This window comes from Cupriavidus sp. 291-E7 (genome assembly GCF_057798835.1).
Genome location: NZ_JBYOJV010000005.1, coordinates 342,753 through 358,208 on the forward strand (window position 1 = coordinate 342,753; position 15,456 = coordinate 358,208).

General features: G+C 64.1%; 12 protein-coding genes. 6 read left to right on the top strand and 6 right to left on the bottom strand.

The features are described 5' to 3' along the window. The 3 genes from lptA to AC3FLX_RS12060 all read right to left on the bottom strand — a co-directional run bounded on the left by lptA (nucleotide 1) and on the right by AC3FLX_RS12060 (nucleotide 2,329). Nucleotides 1-648 (bottom strand): lipopolysaccharide transport periplasmic protein LptA, encoded by a 648-nt coding sequence (lptA, locus tag AC3FLX_RS12050; RefSeq protein WP_488696743.1) that lies wholly within the window; start codon nucleotides 646-648, stop codon nucleotides 1-3. Between the two features lie 64 nt (nucleotides 649-712). Continuing rightward, on the bottom strand, nucleotides 713-1,342 hold the full coding sequence (lptC, locus tag AC3FLX_RS12055) for an LPS export ABC transporter periplasmic protein LptC (RefSeq protein ID WP_488696745.1): 630 nt from the start codon (nucleotides 1,340-1,342) through the stop codon (nucleotides 713-715). 3 nt (nucleotides 1,343-1,345) lie between these two features. Then, a complete protein-coding gene (locus tag AC3FLX_RS12060) occupies nucleotides 1,346-2,329 on the bottom strand; it encodes a KpsF/GutQ family sugar-phosphate isomerase (protein WP_488696747.1) in 984 nt (327 codons plus the stop codon). A 149-nt stretch (nucleotides 2,330-2,478) separates the two neighbouring features. On the opposite strand from AC3FLX_RS12060, the gene AC3FLX_RS12065 reads away from it, so the two are divergent. Then, nucleotides 2,479-4,458: a monovalent cation:proton antiporter family protein gene (locus tag AC3FLX_RS12065; RefSeq protein ID WP_488696749.1), complete on the top strand. Its 1,980-nt coding sequence runs from the start codon at nucleotides 2,479-2,481 to the stop codon at nucleotides 4,456-4,458. A gap of 80 nt (nucleotides 4,459-4,538) precedes the next feature. On the opposite strand, the gene AC3FLX_RS12070 is transcribed toward AC3FLX_RS12065, so the two are convergent. Both AC3FLX_RS12070 and AC3FLX_RS12075 read right to left on the bottom strand, forming a co-directional pair. Further along, the gene (locus tag AC3FLX_RS12070; RefSeq protein WP_488696751.1) at nucleotides 4,539-4,955 is read right to left on the bottom strand and encodes a ribbon-helix-helix domain-containing protein; all 417 of its coding nucleotides are present in this window, start codon (nucleotides 4,953-4,955) and stop codon (nucleotides 4,539-4,541) included. A 47-nt stretch (nucleotides 4,956-5,002) separates the two neighbouring features. Beyond that, nucleotides 5,003-5,581, bottom strand: coding sequence for a DJ-1/PfpI family protein (locus AC3FLX_RS12075; RefSeq protein WP_488696752.1), 579 nt, complete (start codon nucleotides 5,579-5,581; stop codon nucleotides 5,003-5,005). Nucleotides 5,582-5,700: 119 nt separating this feature from the next. Between AC3FLX_RS12075 and AC3FLX_RS12080 the strand changes: the two genes are divergently transcribed. Both AC3FLX_RS12080 and AC3FLX_RS12085 read left to right on the top strand, forming a co-directional pair. Next, on the top strand, nucleotides 5,701-6,273 hold the full coding sequence (locus AC3FLX_RS12080; RefSeq protein ID WP_488696754.1) for an adenine phosphoribosyltransferase: 573 nt from the start codon (nucleotides 5,701-5,703) through the stop codon (nucleotides 6,271-6,273). 148 nt (nucleotides 6,274-6,421) lie between these two features. Continuing rightward, nucleotides 6,422-8,098, top strand: coding sequence for a Na/Pi cotransporter family protein (locus AC3FLX_RS12085; RefSeq protein WP_488696755.1), 1,677 nt, complete (start codon nucleotides 6,422-6,424; stop codon nucleotides 8,096-8,098). Nucleotides 8,099-8,153: 55 nt separating this feature from the next. On the opposite strand, the gene uvrA is transcribed toward AC3FLX_RS12085, so the two are convergent. Then, entirely contained in the window at nucleotides 8,154-11,018 is a 2,865-nt protein-coding gene (gene uvrA, locus AC3FLX_RS12090) for an excinuclease ABC subunit UvrA (RefSeq protein WP_488696756.1), read from the bottom strand. A 401-nt stretch (nucleotides 11,019-11,419) separates the two neighbouring features. Between uvrA and AC3FLX_RS12095 the strand changes: the two genes are divergently transcribed. From AC3FLX_RS12095 to ltrA, 3 genes are all read left to right on the top strand, one after another. Then, nucleotides 11,420-12,670 carry an MFS transporter gene (locus AC3FLX_RS12095; RefSeq protein ID WP_488696757.1) on the top strand — a complete coding sequence of 417 codons (1,251 nt, stop codon included), beginning with the start codon at nucleotides 11,420-11,422 and terminating at the stop codon, nucleotides 12,668-12,670. 217 nt (nucleotides 12,671-12,887) lie between these two features. Further along, complete coding sequence (locus AC3FLX_RS12100; protein ID WP_488696758.1) at nucleotides 12,888-13,448, top strand: single-stranded DNA-binding protein; 561 nt, start codon at nucleotides 12,888-12,890, stop codon at nucleotides 13,446-13,448. Between the two features lie 662 nt (nucleotides 13,449-14,110). Further along, nucleotides 14,111-15,349, top strand: coding sequence for a group II intron reverse transcriptase/maturase (ltrA, locus tag AC3FLX_RS12105; RefSeq protein ID WP_488696759.1), 1,239 nt, complete (start codon nucleotides 14,111-14,113; stop codon nucleotides 15,347-15,349). The last annotated feature ends 107 nt before the right edge of the window (nucleotides 15,350-15,456 follow it).

A 15,456-nucleotide genomic window follows, 5' to 3' on the forward strand; every position in this document is an offset into this window, starting at 1 on the left:
TTAAGGCTTGGCGGGCGTGGTGGACGGCCGCAGGTCAAGCGCCGCGCCGCCAGCAGCCGGGGCGCTGGCGTCGGAGCGCGGCGACAACACCGCGCGCACGCGGCCCGACGGATTGCCGGCGGTCGTGTTGTTGTCGCCGCCGGCGGCGGTGTAGTACTCGTTGCGGCTGTCGTACGTAATGACCGCGCCGCGGATCTCGTCGATGATCTTCGCGCCGGCACCGGACACGCGCGCCGCGCGCGCATGGCCAATCAGCTTGTTGACCTCGGACTTGCCGTCGTACTCGATGCGGTCGCCCCATCCATCGATGTACTCGTCCACGCCATCACGCTTCTGCCGGATGTAGGCCTGGCGGCCCGGCTTGGAAGTGGCGATCGCATACTGGTAGCCCTCGGGGTCGGTACGCAGCTCCGCGGCGTCGGACTTCAGCACCATCGTGCCCTTGGTCAGCACCACATTGCCCGTGAGCGTGTAGATCTGCTTGACGTCATCGTAGCTGGCGTTGTCGGCCTCCAGCACCAGCGGCTTGCCCTGGTCCGCACGTTCGGCGAAGGCTGGCATGGCCAGCGTCAGGCCGAAAGCGGCAATGGCCGCCAGCAGGGCGGGCGCGAGGCGGCGACAGGACGATGTCGTCAGGGATGCGGTCATGGTTGGCGAGTGGTGAGATAAAGACGGCGATCAGGATGCGCCGGAGAGTTTGCGTCGTCCGGCGTCACTGGGTCCTGGTCTGCCCCTGCGGCGGGTTCATGATGATGGTGCCGCGCACGTTCCCCAGCAATTGTACTTCGCGGGTGACGTTGTTGAAGATCAGGCCGTTGGCCGTCATGACCGAGGGTCCGCGCGTAAGCTGCACCGCCTTGTCGGTCTTGACAATGTCGTCGTTGACCAGCAACTGAAAGTACTGCGAGGCCGCGGTCATGCGCGGGTCCTTGGACGGATCGGCGCCAGCCTGCCGGACCACGAAAGCGTTCCCGTAGAGGTCGATGACCGAGCCCTCGGCGTTCATCACGCCGCGGTCGGAGTTCGCCGTCACCGGCGGGCGATCGGGTTCGTAAGAGCGCATGGCCGGCGTGGTCACCTCGTAGGTCTGGTCGTCCTCGAAGTGAATCATCTTCACGCCGGTAAAGCGCAGCTTGGTGGTGCCGTCCTCGGCCAGTTCGCTGGCCGAAAAGCGCTCCATCCAGTAATCGGGCTCATGGCGCTTGGTCCGCGACTTTTCGGCGTCCTCGCGCGGCGAGTTCAGCTGCACCAGCCAGAACGTGCTGCCGGCGACGATGGCCATCAGCAGCAGCGGCAGCAGCCGCATGATCAGGCCGGTGAGTCTGGACAGGAAGTCCGGCATCGTTCAGATGACCTTGGCGCGCGTCAGGTCATGGATATGGAGCGCGCCCACCAGGCGGCCGTCGCTGTCGACGACCAGCAGCTGGTTGATGCGGTTCGTTTCCATGATCTGCACGGCTTCCACGGCGAGGTGGTCCTGGTGCACCGTATGCGGATTGCGGTGCATGACGTCGCCGATCGGCACGGTTTTCCAGTCACGCGGCGTTTCCAGCAGGCGGCGCAGGTCGCCGTCGGTGAACACGCCCACGGCACGGCCTTCGGGGTCCACCACGGCGGTCATGGCCATGCCCTTGCGCGTGATTTCCATCAGGGCCTGGGCCAGCGGCGTGCTTTCGCGCACCTCCGGCACCGCGTTGCCGGTGCGCATGATGTCGCGCACATGGGTCAGCAGCTTGCGGCCCAGCGCGCCGCCCGGATGCGAGCGGGCGAAATCCTCTTCGCCAAAGCCGCGCGCGTCGAGCACGGCCACCGCCAGCGCGTCGCCCAAGGCGAGTGCGGCCGTGGTGCTGGCCGTCGGGGCCAGATTCAGCGGGCAGGCTTCCTGCGCGACGGCGCCGTCCAGGTGCGCGTCGGACAGCTTGGCCAGGTTCGATTCGGGATTGCCGGTGACCGAAATCAACCCGGCGCCAATGCGCTTGACGATCGGGATGATCGACAGCAGTTCGGCCGTTTCACCGGAATTGGAAAAGGCGATCAGGACGTCATCGCGCGTGATCATGCCCAGGTCGCCGTGGCTGGCCTCGGCCGGGTGCACGAAAAACGACGGCGTGCCCGTGGATGCCAGCGTGGCGGCCACCTTGCGACCAATATGGCCCGACTTGCCGATGCCCGAGACGACGACGCGTCCGGTACAGCCGAGAATCATCTCGACGGCCTTGGTGAATGCGGGCGTCAGGCGGCCGGCGAGCGCCGAAACGGCGTCTGCCTCGATCTGGAGTGTGTGGCGAGCGAGCGCGAGTGCTCGATTCGCATCGAAATTGGCTATCATGGCGCTGGAGTATACCAACGAATGCGATGGCGTCTGGCCCGGCGACCCGCCCGGCCGCCATGACGACCGCCGCGCTTGCCGTCTCTTGCCGGCGGGGTGCATATGCCGGCTCAGGCGCGTGCACGGCCGGCGCTTTTGAAGCCTGCCGAATGCATTCTCCGCTGGAACTGACCCTCGTGCTGCTGGCCGCCGCCGTCTTTGGCGTGGTGGCCTTCCGCATGCTGCAACTGCCGCCCATGCTGGGCTACCTGGCGGTTGGCATCCTGATCGGCCCCCACGCGCTGGGGCTGGCCAGCGATTCGGGCCAGACCAAGTACCTGGCCGAATTCGGCGTGGTCTTCCTGATGTTTTCGATCGGCCTGGAGTTCAGCCTGACCAAGCTGCGCGCCATGAAGCGGCTGGTATTCGGGCTGGGCGGGTCGCAGGTTGCGCTGTCGATGCTGGCGGTGGTGCCCGCGAGCTGGCTGTTCAACTGGCTGTTTCCGTTGTCCTGGCAGGCTTCGGTGGCGCTGGGCGGAGCGCTGGCCATGTCGTCGACGGCCATTGTCGTCAAGATGCTCTCGGAGCGGATGGAGCTTGAGAGCGAGCAGGGCCGCAACATTATCAGCGTGCTGCTGTTCCAGGATCTGGCGGTGGTGCCGCTGCTGATCATCATCCCGGCACTGTCGCGTGATCCCGGCGACCTGGCTGCCGCCCTGGGCCTGGCCACGATCAAGATCGTCGTCGCGCTGAGCCTGATCTTCTTCCTCGGGCAGCGGCTGATGAGCCGTTGGTTCCACATCGTGGCGGCACGGCGGTCCCAGGAACTGTTCATGCTGAACCTGCTGCTGGTCACGCTGGGCATGGCCGCGTTGACCGAGCGGCTGGGACTGTCGATGGCGCTGGGCGCGTTCATGGCCGGCATGCTGATCTCGGAAACGCCGTACCGCCATCAGGTGGAGGAAGACATCAAGCCGTTCCGCGATGTGCTGCTGGGGCTGTTCTTCGTCACCATCGGCATGCTGCTCAACGTGCGCGTGGTGATCGACCATATCTGGCTGGTGCTGGGCCTGCTGGTCATTCCCATCGTGTTCAAGCTGGTGCTGATCACCGGCCTGGCGCGGCTGTTCGGCTCGCGCCAGGGTGTGGCCATCCGCACCGGCCTGGGGCTGGCGCAGGCCGGCGAATTCGGCTTTGTGCTGCTGAACCAGATCGACGGCATGGGCCTGGTGGACCCCGTGCTGATCCAGGTCATCCTGGCATCGATGCTGCTGTCGATGCTGGCCGCGCCGTTCCTGATCCAGTACAGCGATGCCATCGTGTTGCGCTTTGCGGCCAACGAATGGCTGATGCAGTCGCTGAACATGACGCGCATCGCCGCCCAGAGCCTGCAAACGGAGAAGCACGCCATCATCTGCGGCTATGGCCGTAGCGGCCAGAACCTGGCGCACATGCTGGAGCGCGAGAGCATCACCTATGTGGCGCTGGACCTGGACCCCGACCGCGTGCGCGAGGCCGCCGCCGCTGGCGATACCGTGGTCTACGGCGACGCGGGCCGGCGCGAATCGTTGATCGCGGCGGGTATCCACCGGGCGGCGCTGGTGGTGATCACCTATGCCAATACGGCTTCGGCCGTGAAAGTGCTCCACCACGTGCAGGAGCTGGCGCCCGCGCTGCCGGTGATCGTCCGGACCGTGGACGACTCGGAACTCGATACGCTGCAGAAGGCCGGCGCCACCGAGGTGGTGCCAGAGATCATCGAGGGCAGCCTGATGCTGGCGTCCCACGCGCTGGTGCTGCTGGGCGTGCCGATGCGCCGCGTGGTGCGGGGCGTGCAGCAGGCCCGCGATGCGCGCTACAGCTTGCTGCGCGGCTACTTCCACGGGCGCGACGACGAGGAAGACATGGTCGAGCGGGACACCGTGCGGCTGCATTCGGTTTCGCTCGGGCCGGAGCATACGGCCGTGGGCCGTCGGCTGGGCGCGTTGGGCCTGGAGCGGATTGGCGTGGAAGTGACGGCGGTGCGCCGGCGCGGTATTCGCGCCTTCGATCCACAGCCCGAAACCGTACTGGAACCTGGCGACATCATCGTGCTGCGCGGCACGCCGGAGGCGCTGGAGTCAGCGGAAGAGCGGCTGGTGCAGCAGTAGGACTGTGGGACGACCTGAGTACCGTCGGCGGGTGCTCCCCTCCCTAAGCGAGTGAGAGGGGCGGATCGATCACGTGTTACCTATCTCCCCGGCCTGTACACCGCTGCCGGGCGAGGGGAGCGTTCACCGCCACGTTCATCCACCCACGAGGCCGGCAAGTCGCTCAGCACTGCCCGTGCATCGAGTGATCCAATCGGCACGCCAGTATCGGCGGGGATTCGTCCTTCGTTCTGCAGCAGCAGGTATCGCATGCAGCACACCCGCAGGAACGAGGCGAAATTGGCCGATAGAGACGCCTCGCCGCGATGTTCGGCCAGCTCATCGTGCAGCCGCGCCAGCAGTTGGTTGACGCTCATGCCGTCGCGCTGGGCCAGTTCCTCAAGGACTTCCCAAAACAGCGTTTCCAGGCGGATGCTGGTCGCCACGCCATGCAGGCGCAGCGAGCGCGACTGGGTCTGGTAAGAGTCCGGATTGGCCCGGATGAAGATTTCACACATGCAGGACTCCCGCGCGCCGCGGCCGGGGTGGCCGCGTTCGGAAGCCTCTACTCTACGATCCGTGTTCCCAGCACGGCAAGAAACTGGGCCAGCCAGGCGGGATGTGCCGGCCAGGCCGGCGCCGTCACGAGATTGCCATCGGTGTGTGCCTGGTCCACCGGAATGTCGGCGTAGGTGCCGCCGGCCAGGCGTACCTCGGGCGCGCAGGCAGGATAGGCGGAGCAGGTGCGGCCTTCCAGCACGTCGGCCGCGGCCAGCAGCTGCGCGCCGTGGCAGACCGCCGCGATCGGCTTGTTGGCCTGGGCGAAGTGGCGAACGATCTCTATCACGCGGTCGTTCAGGCGCAGGTATTCGGGCGCACGGCCGCCGGGAATGACCAGCGCGTCGTAGCTGGCGGGATTCACATCGGCAAACGTGGCATTGAGCGTGAAATTGTGGCCGCGCTTTTCGGTGTAGGTCTGGTCACCTTCGAAGTCGTGGATGGCGGTGGCGCAGTGATCGCCGGCCTTTTTGTCGGGACAGACCGCGTGCACGGTGTGGCCGACCATCTGCAGTGCCTGGAACGGCACCATCGTCTCGTAGTCCTCGGCGAAGTCGCCGACCAGCATCAGAATCTTCTTTGCCATAGCTGTCTCCTGTATGGTTACGGGTTGCGGACGCCCAACCAGCCCGGCCATTGTGCGGTGGCGGTGTAAGGCGTGGGTGGTAGCCCGTTACCGCATGACTATTTTCCAGACAGATTCCCATGCCAGATTCCATCATCCAGTCTCCCGATCTCGGCGATGTCACCGGTTACCTGCGCGACCGCATCCGCACCGTGCCGGACTGGCCTCAGCCCGGCGTGCAGTTCCGTGACATCACCCCGCTGCTGCAGAACCCCAAGACACTGCGCGTGCTGATCGACGTGTTCGTGCATCGCTATATGGACCAGCAACTGGACCTCGTGGCCGGCATCGACGCGCGCGGCTTCATTCTTGGGTCCATCATCGCGTACGAGCTGAACCTGGGCTTCGTGCCGATCCGCAAGAAGGGCAAGCTGCCGTTCCAGACCGTGGCCGAGGAATACGAACTCGAATACGGCAGCGCCACCGTCGAGATCCATGCAGACGCCTGCAAGCCCGGCGACCGCGTGCTGCTGATCGACGATCTGATCGCCACGGGCGGCACCATGATGGCCGGCCGCAAGCTGCTGGAGCGTCTGGGCGCCACCGTGGTGGAAGGCGCGGCAATCGTCGACCTGCCCGAGCTGGGCGGCTCGAAGGTGCTGCACGCCAGCGGCCTGCCGCTGTTCACGGTCTGCAAGTTCGAAGGGCATTGACGCCAGCGCAACGCTTCACCGGACGTCGGACCGCGTCCAATTGCCGCGTGTGACAGGGGGGCGCATAATGCCCCTTTGATAACAACGCGATGACCGGGCGGCACGCCCTCCGCCTCGCCCGCCAGCACCGGTCACGAAGGGACGCACAATGGGCGTACTGCTACATCTTCTCTCCGGTGTGGCGCTCCTGATCTGGGGCACCAATATCGTCAAGGTCGGTATCCTGCGCGTGTACGGCGCCAACCTGCGTCACATACTGTCCGTCAGCGTATCGAACCGCTTCAAGGCGTTTGCGGCAGGGCTCGGTGTGACCGGGCTCGTGCAAAGCAGCAACGCCACTGCCGTCATCGTCAGTTCATTCGTGGGCCAGGGTTTGATTGCCGTGGCGCCCGCGCTTGCCATCATGCTGGGGGCCAACGTTGGCACGGCCGTGATGGTGCAGGTGTTTTCGCTCGACCTGTCGTGGCTGTCGCCGCTGCTGATCTTCGTCGGCGTGATCCTCCATCTGTCGTGGAAGGGCAGCAAGGCCGGGCACGTGGGCCGTGTTCTGATCGGGCTTGGCCTGATCACACTGGCGCTGGAGCTGATCTCGATCGCCACCCGCCCCGTGGTGCAAGCCGCGGGCGTCAAGGTGCTGTTCAGCACGCTGACCGGCGACGCCGCGCTGGATATGCTGATCGGCGCCTTCCTGACCATCCTCTGCTATTCGAGCCTGGCGGTGGTGCTGTTCTGCGGCGCGCTGGCGTCGGCTGGCGTGGTGTCGATTCACGTGGCGCTGGCGCTGGTGCTGGGCGCCAACCTCGGTTCGGGCATTTCGGCGTTGCTGACGACGTCGGGTAACAACCAGCCCGGCAAGCGCGTGACGCTGGGCAACCTGCTGTCGCGGCTGCTGGGCTGCGTGATCGCGCTGCCGTTGCTGACCCAGGCCGAGGAATTGCTGGCCCTGGTCGATGCCGATCCGCAGCGGTTGATCGTCAATTTCCATCTGCTGTTCAACGTGGCGCTGGCCGTGCTGCTGCTCGGCGCCACCGCGCCGCTGGCGCGCGTGTGCGAAGCCATTCTGCCCGGCCGCAATACGGGCGACAGTCAGGTGACGCCGCGCCATCTGGATGCGGCCGCGCTGTCCACGCCCACGCTGGCGTTATCCAACGCCGCGCGTGAGGTGCTGCGCATTGGCGACCGCGTCGAGCAGATGCTGGACAACCTGCTTCGCGTGCTGCGGACCAACGACCTGAAGCTGGCCAATGCCACCTGCCGCATCGACAACGAGGTGGACGACCTCTATACCGCCATCAAGCTGTACCTGACCCAGCTCAGTACCGAAGCGCTCGACGAGCGCGATGGCCAGCGCTGGACCGAAATCATCTCCCTGACGATCAACCTGGAACATGCGGGGGATCTGATCGAGCGTGTCATCGTCGACGCCAAGGAAAAGAAGATCTCGCACAACCTGTCGTTTTCCGAGGCCGGCATGGAGGAGATCGCAGAGATGCATCGCCGCGTGGTCGGCAACCTGCGGCTCGGCTTGTCGGTGTTCCTGACCGGGGATATCCGTAGCGCGCAGCAGCTGATGGCGGAGAAGGCAAACTTCCGCGACCTTGAACGCAAGTACGCGCGATCGCATCTGCAGCGCGTGGCGGTGCAGACCGTGGAGAGTATCGAGACGAGTTCGCTGCACCTGGACGTGATCAGCGAACTGAAGCGGCTCAATTCGCTGTTTTGCGCCACGGCCTATCCGGTGCTGGAGCAGGCTGGCCTGATGAACCGCAGCCGGATGAAGGACGAATCGCCGGAGAGTGTCGGCGACGTGGCGGAGGCGCGGTAGCTATCCTGGATGGACGATGGCCGGCGCATCAGGCGCCGGCCATCGTCCATTCCAATTACTTGCGTTTCAGTAGCGGCGCGAGGTACTTCCCGGTAAAGCTCGCCTTGCTGGCCGCCACGGTTTCCGGCGTGCCCTTGGCAATCACCTGCCCGCCACCGGCACCGCCTTCGGGACCCATGTCGACCAGCCAGTCGGCCGTCTTGATGACGTCGAGGTTGTGCTCGATGATCACGACCGTATTGCCATGATCCCGCAGCTTCTGAATCACCTTGAGCAGCAGCTCGATATCGTGGAAGTGCAGGCCCGTGGTCGGTTCGTCGAGGATGTACAGCGTGCGGCCCGTGTCGCGCTTGGACAGCTCCAGTGACAGCTTCACGCGCTGCGCCTCGCCGCCCGACAGGGTCGTAGCCGACTGCCCAAGCCGGATGTACCCCAGGCCCACGTCGAGCAGCGTCTGCAGCTTGCGGCGCACCACGGGCACGGCGCTGAAGAACTCGTGCGCCTGTTCCACGGTCAGGTCCAGCACCTCCGAGATGTTCTTGCCCTTGTACAGGACTTCTAGCGTCTCGCGGTTGTAGCGCTGGCCGTGGCAGACATCGCACGGCACATAGACGTCGGGCAGAAAGTGCATTTCCACCTTGATGACGCCATCGCCCTGGCACGACTCGCAGCGGCCGCCCTTGACGTTGAACGAGAACCGGCCCGGATCGTAGCCGCGCTCCTTGGCCGACGGCACACCTGCAAACAGTTCGCGGATCGGCGTGAACAGGCCCGTATAGGTGGCCGGATTCGAACGCGGCGTACGGCCGATCGGACTCTGGTCGACGTTGATGACCTTGTCGAAATGTTCCAGCCCTTCGATATGATCGTGCGGCGCCGGCTCAGCCGTGGAGCCATACAGGTGGCGCGCCACGGCGTTGTAGAGCGTGTCGTTGATCAGCGTGGACTTGCCCGATCCCGAGACGCCGGTCACGCAGGTCAGCAGGCCCACGGGAATTTCGGCCGATACATTGCGCAGGTTGTTGCCCGTGGCGTTGACGATGCGCAGCAGCCGCTCCTCATCGGGTGCCGCACGCTTCTTCGGCACCTCGATACTGCGCTCGCCCGACAGGTACTGGCCCGTCAGCGATGCCGGCGACTGTTCGATCTGCGCCGGCGTTCCTTCGGCCACGATCATCCCGCCATGCACGCCAGCGCCCGGGCCGATATCCACCACGTAGTCGCAGGCGCGGATCATGTCCTCGTCGTGCTCCACCACCAGCACCGAGTTGCCGATGTCGCGCAGGTGCTTGAGCGTGCCGATCAGGCGGTCGTTGTCGCGCTGGTGCAGGCCGATCGACGGCTCGTCCAGCACGTACATCACGCCGGTCAGGCCGGAGCCGATCTGCGACGCCAGGCGGATGCGTTGTGCCTCGCCGCCAGACAGCGTGTCGGCGCTGCGCTCCAGCGACAGGTAATCCAGCCCCACGTTGTTCAGGAAGTTCAGCCGCGCCGAGATTTCCTTGACGATCTTGTCGGCGATCTCGCGCTTGGCGCCGTGCAGGTTCAGCGTCAGGAACCATGTCAGCGCATCGCGCAGCGGCAGGCCGTTGATCTCGTAGATCGCGCGCGCCTGCTCGTCCTCGCCGATCTTCACATGGCGGGCCTCGGTGCGCAGGCGCGTGCCGTGGCAGACCGGGCACGCCTGGTTGTTCTGGTACTTGGCCAGTTCCTCGCGCACCGCTACCGAATCGGTTTCCCGATAGCGGCGCTCCAGGTTCGGGATGATCCCTTCGAACACATGCGAGCGCACCGTGGTGCGGCCGCGTTCGTTGATATAGGTGAACGGGATCTCCTGCTCGCCGGACCCGTGCAGCACCACCTGCTGCACCTCGGGAGGCAGGTCTTCGAATGCGGTCTCGGTGTCGAATTCGTAGAACGCCGCCAGGCTTTGCAGCATCTGGAAGTAGAACTGGTTGCGGCGGTCCCATCCCTTGATGGCGCCCGATGCCAGTGACAGGTTCGGAAACGCCACCACGCGCTTCGGGTCGAAGAACGTGATCTGGCCCAGGCCGTCGCAGCTTGGGCAGGCGCCCATCGGGTTGTTGAACGAGAACAGGCGCGGCTCCAGCTCCTGCAGCGAGTAGGAGCAGATCGGGCAGGCAAAGCGCGAGCTGAACAGGTGCTCGTGGCCGGTATCCATCTCCAGCCCGATGGCGCGGCCGTCGGCCAGACGCAGCGCGGTCTCGAACGATTCGGCCAGGCGCTGCTTGATGTCGGCGCGCACTTTCACGCGGTCTACCACCACGTCGATCGAATGCTTCTCGGTCTTCTTGAGCTTGGGCAGGCTGTCGATTTCGTAGACCTTTGCCTCGGCCTCATGCGCGGTGCCGCCGCCCGAGCGGATACGAAAGCGCACAAAGCCCTGCGCCTGCATCGAGTCGAACAGGTCCGTGTGTTCGCCCTTGCGGTCGGACACCACGGGCGCCAGGATCATCAGCTTGGTGTCCTCGGGCAGTGCCAGTGCGGCATCCACCATCTGGGACACGCTTTGCGCCTGCAGCGCGATGTGGTGATCGGGGCAGTAGGGCGTGCCGGCTCGCGCGTAGAGCAGACGCAGGTAGTCGTGGATCTCGGTGACGGTGCCCACCGTGGAGCGCGGGTTGTGGCTGGTGGCCTTCTGTTCGATCGAGATCGCGGGGGACAGCCCTTCGATCAGGTCGACATCGGGTTTTTCCATCAGCTGAAGAAACTGGCGGGCGTAGGCGGACAGCGATTCCACGTAGCGGCGCTGGCCCTCGGCATAAAGCGTGTCGAACGCCAGCGAGGACTTGCCGGAACCGGACAGGCCCGTGATCACCACGAGCTTGTTGCGCGGCAGATCCAGGTTGATGTTCTTCAGGTTGTGGGTGCGCGCCCCACGGATCTTGATTTCTTCCATATCCCGTTCGTTCGCCCGGTGGGCCGCGGCCTGCCACATGCAGGCCGTTCCCGCGGAAACTTCGATGTGCCTTGCCAAACGCCTGAAATGCCCGCAAAACGCTGGCACAAGCCTGCCGCCGTGCACTTTTTCCGGTCCCGCCCGCGGTGCGCGTGACTAGGGAAGCGCGAGAAGCAAACCTGCTAATATACCGAACTTCGGTTTCCGGGGTAGCCCGGCGCCTGACGGGTTGGGAACGGTGCGATGCCGGCAGCGGCGTTGACGTCACCGTAACGCCTGCCGGGTTGGATGTCTGCCATGCGAGACAGGGCGGTTTCCACGCAACTCCCGGGCGTCAGCGCGATCGAAGCTGCAAAGCTGACCGAGCCAGCGACCGAGCCAGAATTCCACAAACGACCGCAATGCCGTCGATCCCGCCTTCCTCACCAAGCCTTGCCGAAGAGCCAGCCCGCGCCGAAGTACTGCGCGATCGCATGACCCGTGGCGAGTTGCGTGCCAGCTTGTCGCTGGCCAGCATCTTTGCCCTGCGCATGCTGGGCCTGTTCCTGATCCTGCCCGTCTTTGCCGAATACGCGCGCACGTTGCCCGATGGGCACGATCCCCAGCGCGTGGGCCTGGCGATGGGTATCTACGGCCTGATGCAGGCCTTCCTGCATATCCCGCTGGGCTGGCTGTCCGACCGTGTCGGCCGCAAGCCCGTGATGGTGGCCGGCCTGGTGCTGTTCGTGGCGGGCGGGCTGGTTGCCGCGTTTGCCGACACGCTGACCGGCATCACCCTTGGCCGCGCGCTGCAGGGCATGGGCGCGATCTCCGCGGCCATCACGGCCTGCATTGCCGACCTGACGCGCGAGCGGCACCGGACCAAGGCGATGGCGATGGTCGGCGGCAGCATCGGGCTGACCTTTGCGCTGTCCCTGGTGATTGCGTCGCCGCTGCTGCATTCCATCGGCATGCCCGGCATCTTTGGCCTGATGGCGGTGCTGGGCGTGCTGGCCATCGGCGTGACCATCTTCCTGGTGCCGCAGCCCCCGCCGCCGCACCCGGTGCAACTGCCATTCCGCAAGGTGCTGCTCAATGCTGACCTGATCCGCCTGAACGTTGGCGTGCTGGCGCTGCACGCCAGCCAGGTGGCGATGTTCATGGTGGTGCCGGCGATGCTCAGCGATGCCGGCATGCCGCTGGACCAGCACTGGAAGGTGTATCTGCCCGTGGTGCTGGTGTCGTTCCTGCTGATGCTGGCGCCGATGATGGCAGCCGAGCGCTACGGCAAGGTGCGCCCGGTGCTGCTGGCGTCGGTGGCGCTGATGACCGCCGTGCAACTGCTGTTTGCCACGGTGCACGGGCTGTGGCCGATCGTCGGCGTGCTGCTGCTGTTCTTCGTGGCGTTCAACGTGCTGGAGGCGATGCAACCTTCACTGGTCTCGCGCTACGCGGCCGCCAGCCGGGGCGCCGCGCTGGGCGTGTACAACACGACTCAGGCACTCGGCCTGTTCCTGGGCGGCGTGGCAGGTGGCTGGCTGCTCAAGCATGAGGGTCGCCCCGCCGTGTTCGTGGGTTGCGCGGCCGTACTGCTGCTCTGGCTTATAATCGCCTGGAGCATGAAGGCGCCGCCGGCCCGCGGCAAGGATGGCGCCCCGGCAGTGGCGGCTTAGATACACTTTTTGACCTATCCGCATAAGCCCGACACGCTTTTTCCTGGCATCAGCGGTAGCATTCGACACGCGCCCGACGGAGTTTCCGAACGGCGCGTGATGTCGTTTACGGTCGTCCGCCGCGGTCGCCGGTTGCGGCCCCGAATATTTTTTCTTGCGAACTTCGCACTACGTTTAACGCCGCGCTGAAAGGGCGCGGTCCTTGGAGAACTTCAATATGGCATCGGTCAACAAAGTCATTCTCGTCGGTAACCTGGGCGCTGACCCGGAAACCCGCTACATGCCCAGCGGCGACGCCGTCACCAACATCCGGCTCGCGACGACCGACCGCTACAAGGACAAGCAGAGCGGCGAGTTCAAGGAAGCGACCGAATGGCACCGCATCGCGTTCTTCGGCAAGCTGGCCGAAATCGCCGGCCAGTACCTGCGCAAGGGTTCGTCGGTCTACATCGAAGGCCGCATCCGCACGCGCAAGTGGCAGGACCAGTCGGGCCAGGACAAGTACAGCACCGAAATCGTTGCTGACCAGATGCAGATGCTGGGTGCCCGCCAGGGTGGCGGCGGTGGCGAAGAAGGTGGTTATGGCGGTGGCGGCGCGGGTGGTGGCGGTGGCTACAGCCGTGAATCGCAAGGCGGCGGTGGCGGTGGCGGTGGTTACGCCGGTGGCCGTGGCCAGGGCGGCGGCGGTCAGCAAGGTGGCCAGCAGGGCGGCCAGCGCCGTCAGCAGCAGGCACCGTCGAACGGCTTCGAGGATATGGATGACGATATTCCGTTCTGAGCGGTTCGCTAAGCTGCTCAGTGTCTTGCAGGTGCGAGTCCTGCCGCAGTAGTTGGTTAGTTTGACTGCGTAGCGATGGCGTACATGTGGAGGGCGACCGAAAACATGGGAGCAACGCCGGACAAACGTGTCCCCAGACCCAGTCCGTGGGAGCGCGCAAGTATGCAGCCCGTAACGAAAGTGAACCTGAACAAGCCTCGTAAATGTCAGCCACACGGTTGTGCTGGGAGAGTGTGGTGTAGGGTGGTTCCGCCGAGCCTCTAGAACGGGGGCGAAGGCCAGCGCGTCATGGTGGATCAACTAACCACTTGAAGCCATGACAGGAACTCGGGGTATTGAGGATGGGATGCATACATAGCACTGAGCGGAACGAACGAGACCTCTACCCGTCGCGGTCTAACCCGCCGCGTAATTGACGATATAAGGTAACCGCCGAAATTCGAAGAAATGCGGGATAGAGGAGTCGGAGGAGGCCATAGTACTGCTGATGGCGAGGACAACATAACCTCGTCGGAGGGAAGGGCCTCTGCTTCTGTCACGTTCTCTTTTGTAGGATGCACTGCGTGATTGCGAAAGCTAGAAACACGCCGCTAGAAAGTGTGCGAGTACTGCAACGGAAGCTATACCTGGCAGCCAAGACGAATCCGATGCGGAAATTTGGAGTGCTGTACGACAAGGTGTGTCAAAGCGACGTGCTATGGTCGGCCTACGAACAAGTGAAAGCCAATAAGGGTGCCCCCGGCATCGATCGGCAAACCTTCGAAGTGATTGAAGGCGAAATCGGTCTTGGCTCGTTCTTGGAAGAGATCCGATCTCGGCTCATAGCTAGGCGGTACAAGCCTCTGCCGGTCCGACGGGTGTATATCCCGAAGTCCGATGGAACGCAAAGGCCGCTCGGCATTCCTGTCATTGCTGATCGTGTAGTGCAGGCAGCGGTGAAACTCGTTATCGAGCCAGTTTTCGAGGCGGGCTTCAAGGACTTCTCGTATGGCTTCCGGCCACGTAAGAGCGCTCAACAGGCGCTGCGGGAGGTCTATAAGTGGCTGAACTTCAAATGCCACTGGGTTGTTGACGCGGATCTGAAGGCGTATTTCGACACGATTCCGCACGACAAGCTACTGCTGTCGGTGCGATCCAAGGTCATAGATCGGTCAGTTGTAAAGCTGATTGAGCTGTGGCTTAAAGCCGGGGTAATGGAGGATATGCGCGTCTGGACGGAAACGACTGGCACGCCGCAGGGAGGGGTGATCTCTCCTCTCCTTGCGAATCTTTATCTACATTGGCTGGATCACACCTGGGAGAGGAAGGCATTCGGCAAACGGCCGCACGATGCTCACATCGTGCGATACGCGGATGACTTCGTAATTCTGTGCAACGAGCGCCCGGGGTTCTATCTGGAACAGGCCAAGAAGGTGTTGGATCGTCTCGGTCTGACGCTTAATGCACAGAAAACGCGGATAGTGAATGCCAAGGAAGAGCCGTTTGACTTCCTCGGTCATCGGTTTGCGGCCCAACCGTCGAAGCGGACGGGCGAGCCGAAAACCTACTACTACCCGTCGCCCAAGGCGATGAAGTCGGTCAAGAAGAAGATTCGGGAGGTTGTCCGCTCAGGGCAGCACTGGCATCTGCCGCAGCTCATTAAGGAAAAGGTCAATCCGATTCTGCGAGGTTGGGGCAACTACTTCAAGACGGGCAACTCAAGGAAGCACTTCTTGAGCATCGCAAATTACACGACTTGGACGCTCTGCATCATGCTGAGGAAGAAGCATAAGAAGCGTGCTAAGGGGTGGAGGGACCACCCGCCGTCATGGTTCTACGATTACCACGGGCTATTCAAGCTGTACGCCCTCTCGGTAACCGGAGATGAATCAAGCCGGTACGCCCGCCCTATGCCGTTGTAACGCTGCAGGAAGAAGGCAGTCGGAAAGCCGTGTGCGGGAAAACTGCACGCACGGTTTGACGAGAGGCCGCTGGGGAGATGACTTCAAACCAGAGGCCTACTCTACGA

Bases quoted from the DNA above. Each gene is read 5' to 3' on its own strand.
- lptA (WP_488696743.1), bottom strand. From the start codon at position 648: ATGACCGCATCCCTGACGACATCGTCCTGTCGCCGCCTCGCGCCCGCC.
- lptC (WP_488696745.1), bottom strand. From the start codon at position 1,342: ATGCCGGACTTCCTGTCCAGACTCACCGGCCTGATCATGCGGCTGCTG.
- AC3FLX_RS12060 (WP_488696747.1), bottom strand. From the start codon at position 2,329: ATGATAGCCAATTTCGATGCGAATCGAGCACTCGCGCTCGCTCGCCAC.
- AC3FLX_RS12065 (WP_488696749.1), top strand. From the start codon at position 2,479: ATGCATTCTCCGCTGGAACTGACCCTCGTGCTGCTGGCCGCCGCCGTC.
- AC3FLX_RS12070 (WP_488696751.1), bottom strand. From the start codon at position 4,955: ATGTGTGAAATCTTCATCCGGGCCAATCCGGACTCTTACCAGACCCAG.
- AC3FLX_RS12075 (WP_488696752.1), bottom strand. From the start codon at position 5,581: ATGGCAAAGAAGATTCTGATGCTGGTCGGCGACTTCGCCGAGGACTAC.
- AC3FLX_RS12080 (WP_488696754.1), top strand. From the start codon at position 5,701: ATGCCAGATTCCATCATCCAGTCTCCCGATCTCGGCGATGTCACCGGT.
- AC3FLX_RS12085 (WP_488696755.1), top strand. From the start codon at position 6,422: ATGGGCGTACTGCTACATCTTCTCTCCGGTGTGGCGCTCCTGATCTGG.
- uvrA (WP_488696756.1), bottom strand. From the start codon at position 11,018: ATGGAAGAAATCAAGATCCGTGGGGCGCGCACCCACAACCTGAAGAAC.
- AC3FLX_RS12095 (WP_488696757.1), top strand. From the start codon at position 11,420: ATGCCGTCGATCCCGCCTTCCTCACCAAGCCTTGCCGAAGAGCCAGCC.
- AC3FLX_RS12100 (WP_488696758.1), top strand. From the start codon at position 12,888: ATGGCATCGGTCAACAAAGTCATTCTCGTCGGTAACCTGGGCGCTGAC.